The following is a 14027-nucleotide window of genomic DNA, read 5'->3' as shown; positions in this document are numbered from 1 at the left end:
CATCATCACGATGGGGTTTTTTGCATTTATTACGTTTAATTTAAAGGAGATGTAATCGCACTATGAGTAGCGCACCTTCAATCACTATCACTCGCTTGGACCTGCAGCGTCTGGAACAGATGCTTGATGACCTGGACGATTTCGGGCCAGGTGCCGAGGCCCTGCAAGCTGAGCTTGATCGCGCCGAAGTGGTTGGCCATGACGAGGTGCCAGCCGGTGTGGTTACCATGAACTCTCGCGTGCATTGCCGTGAGATCAGCAGCGGTAAAGACTACAACCTGACGCTGGTTTACCCGCACGAAGTCGGCCCTGAAGGCACTGTCTCGGTTCTGGCTCCAGTGGGCACGGCGCTGTTGGGGTTGAGCGTAGGCCAAGAGATCGACTGGCCAACGCCATCTGGCAAGGTGCTGAAACTGAGTCTGCTGGCGGTGGACTATCAGCCTGAAGCAGCTGGTGAGTACACCCGTTCCTGATTGGCCCCGGCGCTCGGTTCTTTACAGAACCGAGCGAGGATCAGGCGAGGCAAAAAAACGCTGAGGAGCGGACTGGGCTCGCATTCGAGTTTGCGCAGGGAATGAGCATTCCAGACTGTTTTTAACGAAGTTTCATCAAGCGCAGGCACTTTTCATACAGCGCCTAGGACTTCTCCAGCGCCAGATTAAGCGCCGCTTCCAGGCGGCTCTTGTAGCGTAAGTAATGCACGCTCTGAACAGGGCCCTCGCCATACACGGCGGACAGATCCAGGTCGGTGATATAGCAGGGGTAGCGGGCATTATCGCGACGTTGCGAGAGAATGTGCTGAGCCACCGCCGTAAACAGTTCAGTGGTGTATTCCAGCTCAGAAAACTCCCGGTGGTTGCAGTACAGGGTCACGTAGGCCGGCTTGCTGGCCACGGTATCCACAATGGCCTGCACATCGTAGAACGGGTGGCTCAAAGGGGCTGATGGCGCTGGGCGCTGCTCCAGCCGCTGTGGACGTTGCGGGTGATCTGGCAACACCCGGTAGTACTGAATCTCTAACTGCTGGAGCGGGGTGCCGGTATCCAATGGCAATAGGGCATTGCGCCGATACAGCAGCGAGTGCAGAAAGCGTTGCAGAGGTGTAAGCAGGCTTTGCTCATCCCTGAATGGAACACGCTGGCGCCAGAGCGAGTTGTGCTCGTCGAGTACGCTTAGCTCGGCTTGATCACCGGCTTCATTGAGGCGGTAGAACACCTGGATACAGTTGGGGCGACCAGCCGGCAAGATCAGGGCAAGGTCTTCACCCTCCAAAGCTCCCCGGTCCAGGTTGAGCGTGCTGTACTGCGCTTGGCCTTCACCCAAATGCTCCAGCAGTGCAGGCAGGCCTTTTACGCAGGTATGGCTGACTGTGCCCGCTTTGAGGCTGAGCAGGTGGTATTGCTGCTTGATTTGTAGCAGGTAGCGGATGTCGTGCTGCTTGCTGTAGTTGCTGGTTGCGTCGCTGAACAGTTCTTCTACCCGCTCGGCAATGGCTATCGCCCGGTTACGGCAGAAACAGCGCACCCGCAGATTCGGGCGGTTGCCATTATCGGGCAGGCCATTCAAGTAGTCGCGCAGGCACTCCAGTAAGGCATTGGGCCCGGCATAGCGGCTTACATGCAGCTCGTTCCAGCTGTTCAATGTAACTTGATCCAGGGTCAGGATCAGGTTTTCCCGAACACCTGAATAGCCCAGTGCATCGGTGCGCCCCGTGGTCATGTGCATGTTCATTTGGCTGAACTGCTTTAGCGGGTCGATGCCGACGTTGATCAGTAACAGCACCTCGACGGGCTCGCTGGGGCGCAGAAGGGCTTCTTCATCTGCAGGGGGCAGCGGCAGCGGAATGCTTTGCTGCAGGCTGAGGATCAGGTTGGACAGTTCGTTATCGCTCATGTCACTGCTGCCTGGATGCAGTGAGAGCCGGGTGCTGGCATCAATGACGCCGTTACGGTGACACCACGCTAGCAGTTCAACCAGTTCGCGGCTGCGTCGCAATGGGGCAAAGTTTTCCAAGTCGCGGGCACCCAAACTGCCGCTGAAAAAGGCCCAGGTGGTGTCTTTGGGGGCTTCAGGCACAGGCAGTTGGGCCAGGGTCAGGGTGTCTTCGCCTAAGTCCGGGGCGATGCCAGGGTTGATGAATTCGATCTTGCCGGATTTACGCTCGAAGGCGGCATACAGGCGTCGCCCAAGTATGGCCATGTCTCGGGCGCTGACGCTGTTGGTCAACAGCTCCTTGCGGGCAAACTGGGAAAGAAAGCGATAGCTGTAGTTCAGTTCGTTAACCAGCATGCGCCGTTCGGCGCTGACCTGACGTAGCTTCCACTGGCTGCGACTGTCGAGCATGGCCAACTGGCGGTTATCCCAGTTCCATTCGCGGGTGAGCTTCTCAAGCAAGATGCGCTGCCAGCTTTTTCCGGGGGTGCGTGGCGGGCGGCTGAGCTTCTTATCGACTTTTAAATACAAACAGCGCCTTACCAGTTCTAGACGTTCGTGCTCGCCCCGGGATTTAAGGTATTCCTCAAGGCGGCGGTAGATGACTACGTACGGGTCCAGCTCGTCTATGTCCAGGCGGTTGGCGTACACCGCTTGCTTGAAACGCAGTGACAGGCATTCGACATTAGGTTGTTCGCTGGCGTAAACCTCGGTCAGTAGCAGCTTGAGTACGGATTTGTAGGGCGACTCAATGCCTTTGAACAGTTGCCACATGCCTGCACCGATAAACTCTTCTGCTGGGATGTGGGCGAGATGGCCAAGGTCGAGTACGTCTTCTGCGCGGATGAAGCGTTTGGCCAGCAGTGTTCCGGTGTAGTTCTCGTAACGGTGTTCTTCATAGGCTGGCACCAGCCACCAAAGGGGGGTGCGACCGCCTAGCCAGATCGCCGTGCGGTAGAACTCATCCAGCAGTAGGTAGTGCTGCGTAGTGCCGCAGTCGTCAGAGGTCAACTGGGTATCCCGCATGCCCTGAATAAAGCGCTGCGGGTCGATCAAAAAGAAGTGAGCTTCAGCACCTTGTGTCGCTGCCCAGCCTTCAAGTAAGTCGCACTTTTTGCGCAGTTCTCGCAGTTGTTGCTCATTGAGATCGCTGGCATGGCAGAGCCATAAATCCATGTCGCTTTGTTCAGCCTGAGCGACCGTACCTAAGCTACCCATTAAAAACAGGCCGTGGATCGGTAGCACGTGCTGGCCGCGGTAGGGTTTATAGCTAAAGGAACGGCTAAAACGCTGAGCTTCGGTGAGTAGCTCGTCATCCGGCTCGTAGTGGCTGAGGCCAGCTGGGGTCATGCCTGAGACATAACCAGGCAGCAGTGGATGATTGACGTGGAACAGCAGCGGCAAAAGCCTCAGAACCAACTGCTGGCGGGTCGACAAGGCTTGCATGGCGCGTTGCAGGCGGCCCTGATTAACCTTGAGGAAGCGTGCGCGCAGCTGCGTCAGCACTTTGCGATCAATGCCGTCTTCGATGTCCGGGCGTATTTCGTCGATACGTCTCATTATGGTGCTTCTGCTCGACAACTGATTTCCAGGCAGTGCATGTTCAAACCTCAAGTGCCCCAGCGACTTGAGGTTATGTCTGGATGCCGGGCGGTTCGGCATCCAGACGGGGGCTTCAGGCGTTGGCTGCCACTTTGAGAATGGTCAGCAGGCCTTGGGCGTGTTGGGCCGCATCCAGGCCCAGGCTGGTCAGATAACCGCCATCGGGCTGGCTGATCAGGCCTTTGTCGTATAAGCGTTGGGCGGCGGCAACAGCCGTTGCGGCGGCAGTGTGGTGAACCTTGATGCCTTCTTGCGTGCTGTCGAGGTTAAACAGGGCAAGAATTTCCAGTTCGGCAACCAAATCGGGGGTAAAGGCCATATGAGCTCCGGCTATAAGATGTGTGTACTGCGTTTTGCCTGCCGCTGCCATTAGGGCGTGGTGACGCCTGTTGGCAGTGTAGGGCACCTGACACCTTGTTGCTCCCTGATGCTGCCAGAAGTTGCCGGGCAGCGGTAAAAATCCTGCTGCGGCTATTCGCCCTGTTCTGGTAACTGTGGCAGTGCACGCAGGCCCTGCTCGTAGCGGGCCAGATCAAATGGGCGGTCGGCGGCGAGCATCTGCTCGATTTCATCGGCCAGAACCAGGGCCATCATCTCGATGATTTCCTCACGCTCGATGCCAACCAGGGTCAGCTTATTCATCACGGCTTGAACAAATGGCGGGTCACCCGCCTCAAGCTGGTTTTCAATGGCCTGACTCAGGGTGTCCTGGGCGAAGTCTTCGTCTTCCTGTTCGTTCATATGTGCTCCGTTAGCCTTAGCCCTGGGCGAAATCCAGCAGGGCTTGGCCGGTAAGGCGGTAGATGATCCACTCGTCCAGTGGACGGGCGCCGAAAGATTCATAAAACTCGATTGCCGGGGTATTCCAGTCCAGCACTGACCACTCGAAGCGGCCACAGCCTTTACTGACTGCAAGTTGGGCCAGATGGCGCAGCAGCGCTTTGCCTGCACCTACGCCACGGCTTTGTGGGCTGATGTACAGGTCCTCAAGGTACAGACCGTGTTTGCCCAGCCAGGTGGAGTAGTTGAAAAAGTACACGGCATAGCCGATCGGCACGCCGTCGTACTCACAGATCAGGCCGTGAGCAGTGCTGCCGTCAGCGAACAGGCTGGACTCGATACCGGCCACATCCGTTTTAACCTCGTGCTCGGCTTTCTCATAGATTGCCAGTTCGGTGATAAAACGCAGGATCAGTGCGGCGTCATCGCGGGTAGCGGGGCGGATGTGCAGGGACATTAGGTTCTCCTAACCGGTACTTGAACTGACAAACTGTTCAAAAACTGTTCCGTTTCGGCATGAGAGCCGAGGCGTATGTAGCGTTGTGAGGGTGGGGCTGCTTTCATTTCTGCGCTGTAGCGCGAGCGATACACCGGGTGCCGAGTCCACGTCCAAGCGAGAATAGATCGCCGTGGGTCGAGCCTGAATAGATTAGCCCAGCGCTCGCGATTACCGTTCCACAGTTCTGCGCGGGTCAGCAGGCGCTTTAGGGTGCGCAAGATGACTTGGCGCATGACTGTTGCACGCGGAAAGTCCAGCCAGATGACCATGTCTGAGTGTTGCAGAATCTGCTGACGCACTGCGCTGTAGTTTCCCTCAACAACCCAGTGTTCAGGCTGCAGCATTTTGCTCACCTGTTTTAGAAATTCATCTTCCTGCAGTGGCTGCCAATTGGCTTGGTGGTAGAGCGCATCCAATTCGATATGTGGACAGCCCAGCTCCCTCGCCAAGTGGCGGGCCAATGTGGTCTTGCCCGATCCTGAGCAACCGACCACAGAAATGCGCCGTCCTAGCGCATCGCCTAGCACCTTAGCGGCTGGACAGCAGTTCGCGGCCACGCACGACAGCTTTACGCACCTGATTCGGTGCCGTGCCGCCAATATGGTCGCGGGCGTTGACTGAGCCCTCAAGGGTCAGGAAAGCAAATACGTCCTGCTCGATCTGGTCGCTGAACTGGCGTAGCTCTTCCAGGCTCATTTCGGCCAGGTCTTTGCCGGTGTCGACGCCATATTTCACCGCATGGCCAACGATTTCGTGGCAGTCGCGGAATGGCAGGCCTTTGCGTACCAGGTAGTCCGCCAGGTCGGTCGCCGTGGAGAAACCGCGCAGGGCCGCTTCACGCATGATGGCGTGCTTCGGCTTGATCGCCGGAACCATGTCGGCGAAGGCGCGCAGGCTGTCGCGCAGGGTGTCGGCGGCGTCGAACAGGGGCTCTTTGTCTTCCTGGTTGTCCTTGTTGTAAGCCAGTGGTTGGCCTTTCATCAGGGTCAGCAGGCCAGTCAGGGCGCCAAATACGCGTCCGGTTTTGCCACGTACCAGTTCCGGGACATCCGGGTTTTTCTTCTGCGGCATGATCGAAGAGCCGGTGCAGAAACGATCCGGCAGGTCGATGAATTGGAACTGGGCGCTGGTCCACAGCACCAGTTCTTCGGAGAAGCGCGACAGGTGCATCATTGCCAGCGACGCGGCGGCACAGAATTCGATGGCGAAATCGCGGTCGGAGACGCCGTCCAGGGAGTTACCGCCGACTTGATCGAAGCCCAGCAGCTCAGCGGTGATTTCACGCTGGATAGGGTAGGTCGTGCCAGCCAGTGCCGCCGAGCCTAACGGCATGCGGTTGGTGCGCTTGCGGCAGTCCACCAAACGCTCATAGTCGCGGCTGAGCATTTCGAACCAAGCCAGCAAGTGGTGGCCAAAGGTGACCGGCTGAGCGGTTTGCAGGTGCGTGAAGCCCGGCATGATGGTGTCGGCTTCGCGCTCCGCCAGGTCCAGCAGGCCCTGTTGCAGGCGGGTGATCTCGGCCAGGATGAGGTCGATTTCGTCACGCAGCCACAGGCGGATGTCGGTAGCCACTTGGTCGTTACGGGAACGGCCGGTGTGCAGCTTCTTGCCGGTGATACCGATGCGGTCGGTCAGGCGTGCTTCGATGTTCATGTGCACGTCTTCCAGATCGACGCGCCAGTCGAACTGACCGGCTTCGATTTCGCTCTGGATGGTCTTCAGGCCATCAATGATGGTGTCGCGCTCGCTGTCGTTGAGCACACCGACCTTGGCCAACATGGTGGCGTGGGCGATGGAGCCCATGATGTCGTGGCGGTACAGGCGCTTGTCGAACTCGACAGAAGCGGTGAAACGGGCAACGAAGGCGTCGACAGGTTCGCTGAAGCGTCCGCCCCAGGATTGGTTGGTTTTTTCAGTGCTCATGGGTTTCGCTCGGCTGGTGCGCTAAATCGGGCTGGCCGCTTTGTGCGACCGGCAAACAAAAATGTATGCCGATAATAACAGGCTGGCCCACAAATTAGCCCAGCAGTTGAGCGTGTGCTGGGATATGTGTACTTAGAGGTGCCCTTAGTTGGCTGAAATTGGCCTCGAATGACGCATTGAATGCATAACTGTACCTGTTTCACAGTTTAAAGAAGGCAAAGCCCCAGCTCTTCTTTAATATGGCTTGCTTAACTGTCGTTAGCGGGTTCGGCGCGTGGGGGCGTGATGGCAAGGTCAGCATTCAGACTTAAAACCAATAAAAAGCCTGCTGTTGATGATGATTTCTTCGTGCCTGAGCTGTGTGAGCCAGAAGCACTGTTGAGCATGCTGTTATTGGCGGAGCTGCTGGTGTTGGTGCTGGTGCTGTCGGAGCCGATGCGTCCCGGCTTTGATTGGGTAAAACTGGCGCTGACGTCGCTCTTCGTTCAGTGGAATATGTTGCTATCGGCTGCCACGTTATGCCGGTTACGCCCATTGTTGGCGCAGTTGCCTGCGCCTCTGGCTGGCGGCTTGTGTTGTGCCATTGTGGTTGTGCTATGTCTGGGCTGTACGGCGGTCGCCGACTATTTTGAGCTGGGTGGGCCGCTGCCTCATCCTGGGGAAGTGAATCTGTACCTGCGTCACGGCCTGATCAGTCTGATCATGTCGGCACTGTTATTGCGCTATTTCTATTTGCAAAGCCAGTGGCGCAAGCAGAAGCAGGCTGAACTGAATTCCCGTATAGAGGCGTTGCAGGCGCGAATTCGGCCCCATTTTCTGTTTAATAGCCTGAACAGTATTGCCAGTCTGGTTGTGGTCGATCCGCACAAAGCCGAACAGGCTGTACTGGACCTTTCTGACCTGTTTCGGGCCAGTTTGGCCAAGCCGGGCAGCTTGGTGTCATGGCGTGAGGAAGTTGAACTGGCTCACCGTTATTTATCGATTGAGCGCTATCGTCTCGGAGAACGTCTACAGTTGCAGTGGGAGATCGGTGAAGTTCCAGAAGATTTACCCATACCACAATTGACATTGCAGCCCCTGTTGGAGAATGCAGTTGTCTATGGCATCCAGCCGCGGGTTGAGGGTGGATTAGTCAAGGTGGAAGGCCGATACCTAGATGGGGAGCTGCGTCTGTGCGTTAGCAGCCCTTATGAACATGAGAAGGAAGTGCAACCTTCCAGGGGAACTCGGCAAGCGTTGAAAAATATTGAGGCGCGATTGGTGGCACTTTTTGGAACAAAGGCCAGTCTTAGCGTAGAGCGCCGTGAAGGTCGCCATTTCACTTGTCTACGCTATCCTTGTGCAAGAACAAAGCAGGAAGCCCGTGCACTATGAATGTCCTGATTGTCGATGATGAACCGTTAGCGCGTGAGCGATTGAGCCGCATGGTCGGCGAGCTCAGTGGTTATCGCGTGCTGGAGCCCGCTGCAAGCAATGGCGAAGAGGCCTTGAGCCTGATCGACAGCTTGAAGCCGGATGTAGTGCTTTTGGATATCCGCATGCCTGGCCTGGACGGCCTGCAGGTTGCGGCGAAGTTGTGTGAGCGTGAAGCGCCTCCGGCGGTTATTTTCTGTACGGCCTACGACGAGTTCGCTGTGGAGGCTTTCCAAGTGAGCGCGGTGGGTTATCTGGTCAAGCCAGTGCGTCCAGAAAGCCTTGCCGAGGCGTTAAAAAAAGCTGAACGACCCAATCGAGTGCAACTGGCAGCGTTAACGCGCCCAGCTGCAAGCGGCGGTGTGCCGCGCAGCCATATCAGTGCTCGTACTCGCAAAGGCATTGAACTGATTCCGCTGGAGCAGGTGATCTATTTCATTGCCGACCACAAGTACGTCACCCTGCGCCATACCGGCGGTGAGGTGCTGTTGGATGAGCCGCTCAAGGCCCTTGAGGACGAGTTTGGTGAGCGCTTTGTGCGCATCCACCGTAACGCGCTGGTGGCACGGGAGCGGATTGAGCGTTTGCAGCGAACCCCGCTCGGTCACTTCCAGTTGTACCTCAAAGGCATGAACGACGAGGCCTTGATCGTCAGTCGCCGCCATGTGGCAGGGGTACGTAAACTGATGCAGACCCTGTAAGGCTCTGTATCACCCGCATGTGACGCCTCACGTTCCCGGCCATTCGGTCGGGAGCGGGATTGGCGTCTGGGCAGGCTTGAACGCGGTTAGCCTGTTATCATCATAGGCAGTTTGTCTTCTGGAATTGCCCATGTCTCGTGAAATCCGCATTGCTACCCGCAAAAGTGCTCTTGCCCTCTGGCAGGCCGAACACGTCAAAGCGCGTCTGGAACAGGCTCATCCTGGTCTGACGGTTACTCTGGTTCCCATGGTCAGCCGTGGCGATAAGTTGCTGGATGCGCCGTTGGCGAAAATCGGCGGCAAAGGTCTTTTCGTTAAAGAGCTGGAAACTGCGCTGCTTGAGAATGAAGCCGACATCGCGGTGCATTCGATGAAGGATGTGCCCATGGATTTCCCTGAAGGCCTGGGCTTGTATTGCATCTGTGAGCGTGAAGATCCGCGCGATGCATTTGTGTCTAATACCTATGACAGTCTGGATGCATTGCCTGCTGGCAGCATTGTCGGTACTTCCAGTCTGCGCCGCCAGGCTCAGTTGCTGGCGCGCCGCCCCGATCTGACTATCCATTTCCTTCGCGGTAACGTGAATACCCGTCTGGCCAAACTGGATGCAGGCGAGTACGACGCCATCATCCTGGCGGCCGCTGGCCTGATCCGCTTGGGCTTTGAATCACGGATTCGCTCCTCAATTAGCGTTGAAGACAGCCTGCCTGCCGGTGGCCAGGGTGCTGTTGGCATCGAGTGCCGCACCGCCGATGCCGAGATCCATGCGTTGCTGGCGCCGTTGCATCATCGTGAGACAGCATTGCGCGTGACTGCTGAGCGTGCACTCAATAAGCACCTCAATGGTGGCTGCCAAGTGCCGATCGCTTGCTATGCCGTGCTGGAGAACGAGCAGCTGTGGCTGCGCGGTTTGGTCGGCCAGCCAGATGGCACACAGTTATTACGTGCTGAGCAACATGCCGCAGCCGCTGATGCTGAGCAGCTGGGCATCAGCGTAGCCGAAGCGCTACTGGCTCAAGGTGCAGGCGAGATTCTGCACGCCGTCTACGGTGAGGCATCGCGCGAGTGAGACGCTGGCGTTTGCTGCTGACCCGGCCAACTCAGGATTCAGCTGAACTGGCGTTGACGCTGGTGGCGCAGGGTGTTTACAGCTGCAGCCTGCCGTTGCTGGCGATTGAGCCGTTGGCTGAAACCGAGCAGCAACGGCAGTGCATGGCTGGGTTGGATCGTTACGCAGCAGTGATTGTGGTCAGTAAGCCAGCGGCAACACTGGGCATTCGATTGATGCAGCGCTGTCTTGCGCAAAACCCAGCCGGGCCCCGGTGGTTTACGGTGGGGGCCGCTACCGCCAAGATTCTTACTGCTCAGGGGCTGGCTGTGTATTTCCCCGCGCACGGCGATGACAGCGAGGCCTTACTGGCCATGCCGCAGTTACAGCAGGCGTTGGCTGGACAGGTTTCGCCACGGGTGCTGATTATGCGGGGTGATACCGGTCGCGAGCTGCTGGCTCAGCGACTGGGCAGTCAGGGCGTGCAGGTGGATTACCTGCCGTTGTATCGTCGGGTTATGCCTGTGTATCCAGCTGGTGAGCTGGCCCGGCGCGTCGCTGAAGAGTCGCTCAATGGGCTGGTCGTCAGCAGTGGCCAGGGCTTTGAGCATTTACGCGAGTTAGCGGGGGATGCATGGCCTGAGCTGTCTCGTCTAACCTTGTTTGTACCGAGCCCGCGAGTTGCTGAACTGGCAAAGGCAGCTGGCGCTCAAACCGTTGTGGATTGTCGTGGCGCCAGCGCCGCGGCGTTGCTGGCAGCGCTGCACAATCAGCCTGTCGCCGATCTCTGATGTAAAGGATGAACTCGTGAGCGAAGCAAGCACCCCGAAAGATCAGTCCCCGGAACTACCCGTCATTGAGCAGCCGGTCATCCCTGAGCCGGTTGCTGCAAAACAAACAGGCAGCGGTAAAGGGTTGGCAGCCCTGGCGTTGCTAATCGCACTGGGTGGTGCGGCCGCTGGAGGCTGGAGTGCCTGGCAGTTGTATGAGAAGAAAACAGCTGAGCAGACGCAAGCGAGCCAACTGGATACCGTGCAAGCGCAATTCGCTGGGCTGACTCAGGGGCTTTTGGCCGAGCAGAAGCGTGGTGAGGCGTTACAGCAGCGGTTGGATCAATTGCCAGCTTCTGAGGAGCTGGAGACGCAGCGCCGTTTGGTCAGTCGCTTACAAGGTGATCAGCAGTTACTTAACGAGCGCCTCGAAACTGTGTTGGGCGCGAGTCGACAGGAGTGGCGAATCGCTGAGGCCGAGCACCTGTTGCGTCTGGCCAGCTTGCGCTTGTCCGCCTTGCAGGATATTCCCAGTGCCACGGCGCTGGTGAAGGCCGCAGATGACATCATCAATGAACAGGATGATCCGGCTGCCTATGCTGCCCGTGAACAGCTGGCTAAGAGCCTGGTTGCGTTACGCTCGACCCACAATCCAGATCGCCTCGGGCTTTTTCTGCAAATCGGTGCGGTGCGTGAGCAGGCTGCTCAGTTGAATGCCCTGGCACCAGTGTTTGATGGCGAGGGCGGTGTACTGCGTGAGTGGGCGCAGGAGCCCGGTGGCGAGCAGCAATGGTGGCAGCGGGCATTGGAAACCCTCTCCGAATACTTCCGTCTGGACTTCGATGCCGACCGTAACATCAAACCTATGTTGGCCGGTCAAGAGCTCGGCCAAGTGCGTCTGGCGCTGAACCTTGCGCTTGAACAGGCTCAGTGGGGCGCTTTGCATGGGCAGACAGGTGTCTACCGTCAGGCCATGGAGCAGGCTCGAGATACGCTTGATACCTATTTCGATGCTGATCACCCCAATAGCCGTACATTGCGCACGCAGATTGTCGAGCTGGAGCAACGTCCAATTGATGTGACACCGCCTGATCTGAGCCCAGCCCTAAATGCTGTGCAGGCGTATATCGAGGCGAAGCTGACCGCCCGCGCCCAGCAAGGTATCCCAGCTGCCAAGGGGGCTGAGCAACCCGCTGCCGCAGGGGAGGTTCAGGAATGAAAAAGCTGCTCTGGATTGTTCCGTTACTGTTGGTGATTGCTGCGGTAGTCAGCCTGTTGATCTTCGGTGTGCCGGTACCGGGCCAAAAAGGCTACGTACTCATCGCGTTCGAAAGTTTCCGCTATGAGTCCACACTCTGGAGTTTCCTGCTGCTGGTGCTGGCGCTCTGTTTGCTGGTGTATGGGGTTCGCTTGTGTTTGCGGATACTGGTTACGTCCGGCGGGCTGGTAAACCCGTGGTCGCGCCTGCATAACAATCGCCGTGCGCGTATTGCAGCACGCAGGGGCTATGTCGAATTGGTTGAGGGGCATTACCCTTCGGCTCTGCGCCATCTCAAACGTGCAGCTGATACCGGCGATGAACCATTGGCTTACTTTCTCGGCGCGGCCCGTGCGGCACATAACCTTGGCCGCTATGAAGAGAGTGATGAGTTACTGGAGGCAGCGCTGAATCAGCAGCCGCAAGCAGAGCTGGCGATTGCTTTGCAGCATGCCGAGATGCAGCAAGAGCGAGGTGAGATGGATTCCGCTTTGGAGACTCTGCACGCCATGCGGACGCGATTTCCGCATCATCAACAGGTTTTGCGTCAGCTTAAGCAGGTTTACCTGCAACGCGAGGACTGGTCTGGGCTTGTCGGTTTGCTCCCAGAATTGAGTAAGGCCAGTGTTCTTGGCAATGCCGAGCTCGGTGTATTGGAGCAGAGTGCTTGGCGCGGGCGATTGCTACAAACCGTCGCGCACAGTGCAGGGGATAACGAATCAATCCGCAAGGCCCTCCAAGAGGTGTGGAGTGCAATGCCTTCTCCCTTGCATAAGAACGCAGAGATCGTGGCGGTCTATGTGGATCAGCTGCGTCTGGCCGGGGCTGATGCTCAGGCCGAGGAGCTGTTGCGCAGCGCGATAAAACAACGCTACGACACAACGCTGGCAAGGCTCTATGGGCTGCTTCAAGGCGCCGATGCCGCGCGCCAATTGAAAACCGCTGAGGGCTGGTTGAAAGAGCATCCCGATGATGCGGGCTTGCTGCTGACGTTGGGGCGTTTGTGTCTGCGAACTCAGCTTTGGGGCAAAGCGCGCGATTATCTGGAGTCGAGCCTGCGTTTTCAGCAGCATCCTGAAACCTGCGCCGAGTTGGCCCACCTGCTTGCACAGCAGGGTGAACTTGCGCGTAGCAACGAGTTGTATCAAGAAGGCTTAAGGCTGCTCGATTCCCGCCTCTCTCTGCCGCTGATTGCCAAAGTAGGCTAGCCACTGCAGAAGATTGTGCGGCAGCTTGGCATGTGTGCTGCCGCACAATCTGGCGTATAAATACTACCGTCTGTCGGGTTTTATCTGACTATAGTGCCAAAAAAACATCTGTGCTTTTTGCGCGTATTGTTCAGTTTTCCAGATGCACAGGTGCATCCTGTTGCCGGTTATTACCCTTGAGCTAGGGCGCTGTAAATTAATTCGCCTAGTTTTTATGTGGTTGTTAAATAATTTCTAATGGCTGCTTAATGTCCAAACGGCTGTATGAAATTTTACATTTGCACATATTGAAGCCACCCTGTTGCCAGCCTAATCTCCGGGTGGCTTTACTGAATTACAGCATAGAAGCGTGACCCGGGCATTCTGGTGATTTGAGGTGTCGGGGCAATAGCAAAAGGGAAGGAGAGCGCCATGCTCGAGACATGTCGGAATGCTCAGGAGCGCTGGGGCGGGGTCAACCAACTGATTGACCGCTGGCTGCAAGAGCGAAAAGAGTTAGTTGTAGCGTACGTGGACATTATTGGTTCCGGGCGCGAACTCAGCTGTAATGACCAGCAACTGCAGCGTTTTTGTGAAGTGCTAGTTGACTATGTGTCTGCCGGTCATTTCGGGGTTTACGAGCAACTGACCAATGAGGCCAAGGCCTTTGGTGACCAGCGTGGCCTTGAGCTGGCCAAACAGATCTATCCCCGTATCGAAGCCATTACTGAGGTTTCCCTCGCTTTCAATGACTTGTGTGACAACGGTGACTGCCGGGATTCCAGTAGCTTGAGTGAGGAACTTAAGCGCTTGGGTCAATTGTTGCGTGAGCGTTTCGAGCTTGAGGACTGCCTGATCGAAGTCCTCCATATGGCTCATCAGGAAAAGGCTGCTGCTGAGGCCTGACACCCGCC

The 14027-nt window shown here is 57.1% G+C and carries 14 protein-coding genes; 8 read left to right on the top strand and 6 right to left on the bottom strand.

Annotated elements, in window-relative coordinates; translation table 11 throughout:
• Positions 1-62: 62 nt before the first annotated feature.
• A complete protein-coding gene (rnk, locus tag WG219_20005; GenBank protein WXL25553.1) occupies positions 63-473 on the top strand; it encodes a nucleoside diphosphate kinase regulator in 411 nt (136 codons plus the stop codon).
• Between the two features lie 163 nt (positions 474-636).
• Here rnk and WG219_20000 read toward each other — a convergent pair whose 3' ends face one another.
• From WG219_20000 to argH, 6 genes are all read right to left on the bottom strand, one after another.
• Complete coding sequence (locus WG219_20000; GenBank protein ID WXL25552.1) at positions 637-3492, bottom strand: class I adenylate cyclase; 2856 nt, start codon at positions 3490-3492, stop codon at positions 637-639.
• Between the two features lie 115 nt (positions 3493-3607).
• Positions 3608-3853 carry a TIGR02647 family protein gene (locus WG219_19995; protein ID WXL25551.1) on the bottom strand — a complete coding sequence of 82 codons (246 nt, stop codon included), beginning with the start codon at positions 3851-3853 and terminating at the stop codon, positions 3608-3610.
• A 152-nt stretch (positions 3854-4005) separates the two neighbouring features.
• Positions 4006-4275, bottom strand: a complete 270-nt coding sequence (locus tag WG219_19990) for a hypothetical protein (protein ID WXL25550.1) — start codon at positions 4273-4275, stop codon at positions 4006-4008.
• 16 nt (positions 4276-4291) lie between these two features.
• Positions 4292-4771 carry a GNAT family N-acetyltransferase gene (locus WG219_19985; protein ID WXL25549.1) on the bottom strand — a complete coding sequence of 160 codons (480 nt, stop codon included), beginning with the start codon at positions 4769-4771 and terminating at the stop codon, positions 4292-4294.
• Positions 4771-5370, bottom strand: coding sequence for an AAA family ATPase (locus WG219_19980; protein ID WXL25548.1), 600 nt, complete (start codon positions 5368-5370; stop codon positions 4771-4773). Before WG219_19980 ends, WG219_19985 begins: the two co-directional genes overlap by 1 nt.
• Positions 5342-6736, bottom strand: a complete 1395-nt coding sequence (argH, locus tag WG219_19975) for an argininosuccinate lyase (GenBank protein WXL25547.1) — start codon at positions 6734-6736, stop codon at positions 5342-5344. Before argH ends, WG219_19980 begins: the two co-directional genes overlap by 29 nt.
• A gap of 285 nt (positions 6737-7021) precedes the next feature.
• Between argH and WG219_19970 the strand changes: the two genes are divergently transcribed.
• The 7 genes from WG219_19970 to rsd all read left to right on the top strand — a co-directional run bounded on the left by WG219_19970 (position 7022) and on the right by rsd (position 14019).
• Positions 7022-8110: a sensor histidine kinase gene (locus WG219_19970; GenBank protein WXL25546.1), complete on the top strand. Its 1089-nt coding sequence runs from the start codon at positions 7022-7024 to the stop codon at positions 8108-8110.
• Positions 8107-8850, top strand: coding sequence for a LytTR family DNA-binding domain-containing protein (locus WG219_19965; GenBank protein WXL25545.1), 744 nt, complete (start codon positions 8107-8109; stop codon positions 8848-8850). Before WG219_19970 ends, WG219_19965 begins: the two co-directional genes overlap by 4 nt.
• Positions 8851-8980: 130 nt before the next feature.
• On the top strand, positions 8981-9919 hold the full coding sequence (gene hemC, locus WG219_19960; protein WXL25544.1) for a hydroxymethylbilane synthase: 939 nt from the start codon (positions 8981-8983) through the stop codon (positions 9917-9919).
• Positions 9916-10689: a uroporphyrinogen-III synthase gene (locus WG219_19955; protein ID WXL25543.1), complete on the top strand. Its 774-nt coding sequence runs from the start codon at positions 9916-9918 to the stop codon at positions 10687-10689. Before hemC ends, WG219_19955 begins: the two co-directional genes overlap by 4 nt.
• 16 nt (positions 10690-10705) lie before the next feature.
• Positions 10706-11887: a uroporphyrinogen-III C-methyltransferase gene (locus tag WG219_19950; GenBank protein ID WXL25542.1), complete on the top strand. Its 1182-nt coding sequence runs from the start codon at positions 10706-10708 to the stop codon at positions 11885-11887.
• A complete protein-coding gene (locus WG219_19945; GenBank protein WXL25541.1) occupies positions 11884-13134 on the top strand; it encodes a heme biosynthesis HemY N-terminal domain-containing protein in 1251 nt (416 codons plus the stop codon). Before WG219_19950 ends, WG219_19945 begins: the two co-directional genes overlap by 4 nt.
• Positions 13135-13545: 411 nt before the next feature.
• On the top strand, positions 13546-14019 hold the full coding sequence (gene rsd, locus WG219_19940) for a sigma D regulator (GenBank protein WXL25540.1): 474 nt from the start codon (positions 13546-13548) through the stop codon (positions 14017-14019).
• Positions 14020-14027: the final 8 nt, after the last annotated feature.

The organism is Pseudomonas mendocina, from assembly GCA_037482215.1.
In the GTDB taxonomy this organism is placed as follows: domain Bacteria; phylum Pseudomonadota; class Gammaproteobacteria; order Pseudomonadales; family Pseudomonadaceae; genus Aquipseudomonas; species Aquipseudomonas mendocina_E.
This window is presented reverse-complemented; position numbering and strand designations above follow the sequence as displayed.

Coding starts and splice junctions, on each gene's coding strand:
- rnk (WXL25553.1), top strand. CDS start 63: ATGAGTAGCGCACCTTCAATCACTATCACTCGCTTGGACCTGCAGCGT.
- WG219_20000 (WXL25552.1), bottom strand. CDS start 3,492: ATGAGACGTATCGACGAAATACGCCCGGACATCGAAGACGGCATTGAT.
- WG219_19995 (WXL25551.1), bottom strand. CDS start 3,853: ATGGCCTTTACCCCCGATTTGGTTGCCGAACTGGAAATTCTTGCCCTG.
- WG219_19990 (WXL25550.1), bottom strand. CDS start 4,275: ATGAACGAACAGGAAGACGAAGACTTCGCCCAGGACACCCTGAGTCAG.
- WG219_19985 (WXL25549.1), bottom strand. CDS start 4,771: ATGTCCCTGCACATCCGCCCCGCTACCCGCGATGACGCCGCACTGATC.
- argH (WXL25547.1), bottom strand. CDS start 6,736: ATGAGCACTGAAAAAACCAACCAATCCTGGGGCGGACGCTTCAGCGAA.
- WG219_19970 (WXL25546.1), top strand. CDS start 7,022: ATGGCAAGGTCAGCATTCAGACTTAAAACCAATAAAAAGCCTGCTGTT.
- WG219_19965 (WXL25545.1), top strand. CDS start 8,107: ATGAATGTCCTGATTGTCGATGATGAACCGTTAGCGCGTGAGCGATTG.
- hemC (WXL25544.1), top strand. CDS start 8,981: ATGTCTCGTGAAATCCGCATTGCTACCCGCAAAAGTGCTCTTGCCCTC.
- WG219_19945 (WXL25541.1), top strand. CDS start 11,884: ATGAAAAAGCTGCTCTGGATTGTTCCGTTACTGTTGGTGATTGCTGCG.
- rsd (WXL25540.1), top strand. CDS start 13,546: ATGCTCGAGACATGTCGGAATGCTCAGGAGCGCTGGGGCGGGGTCAAC.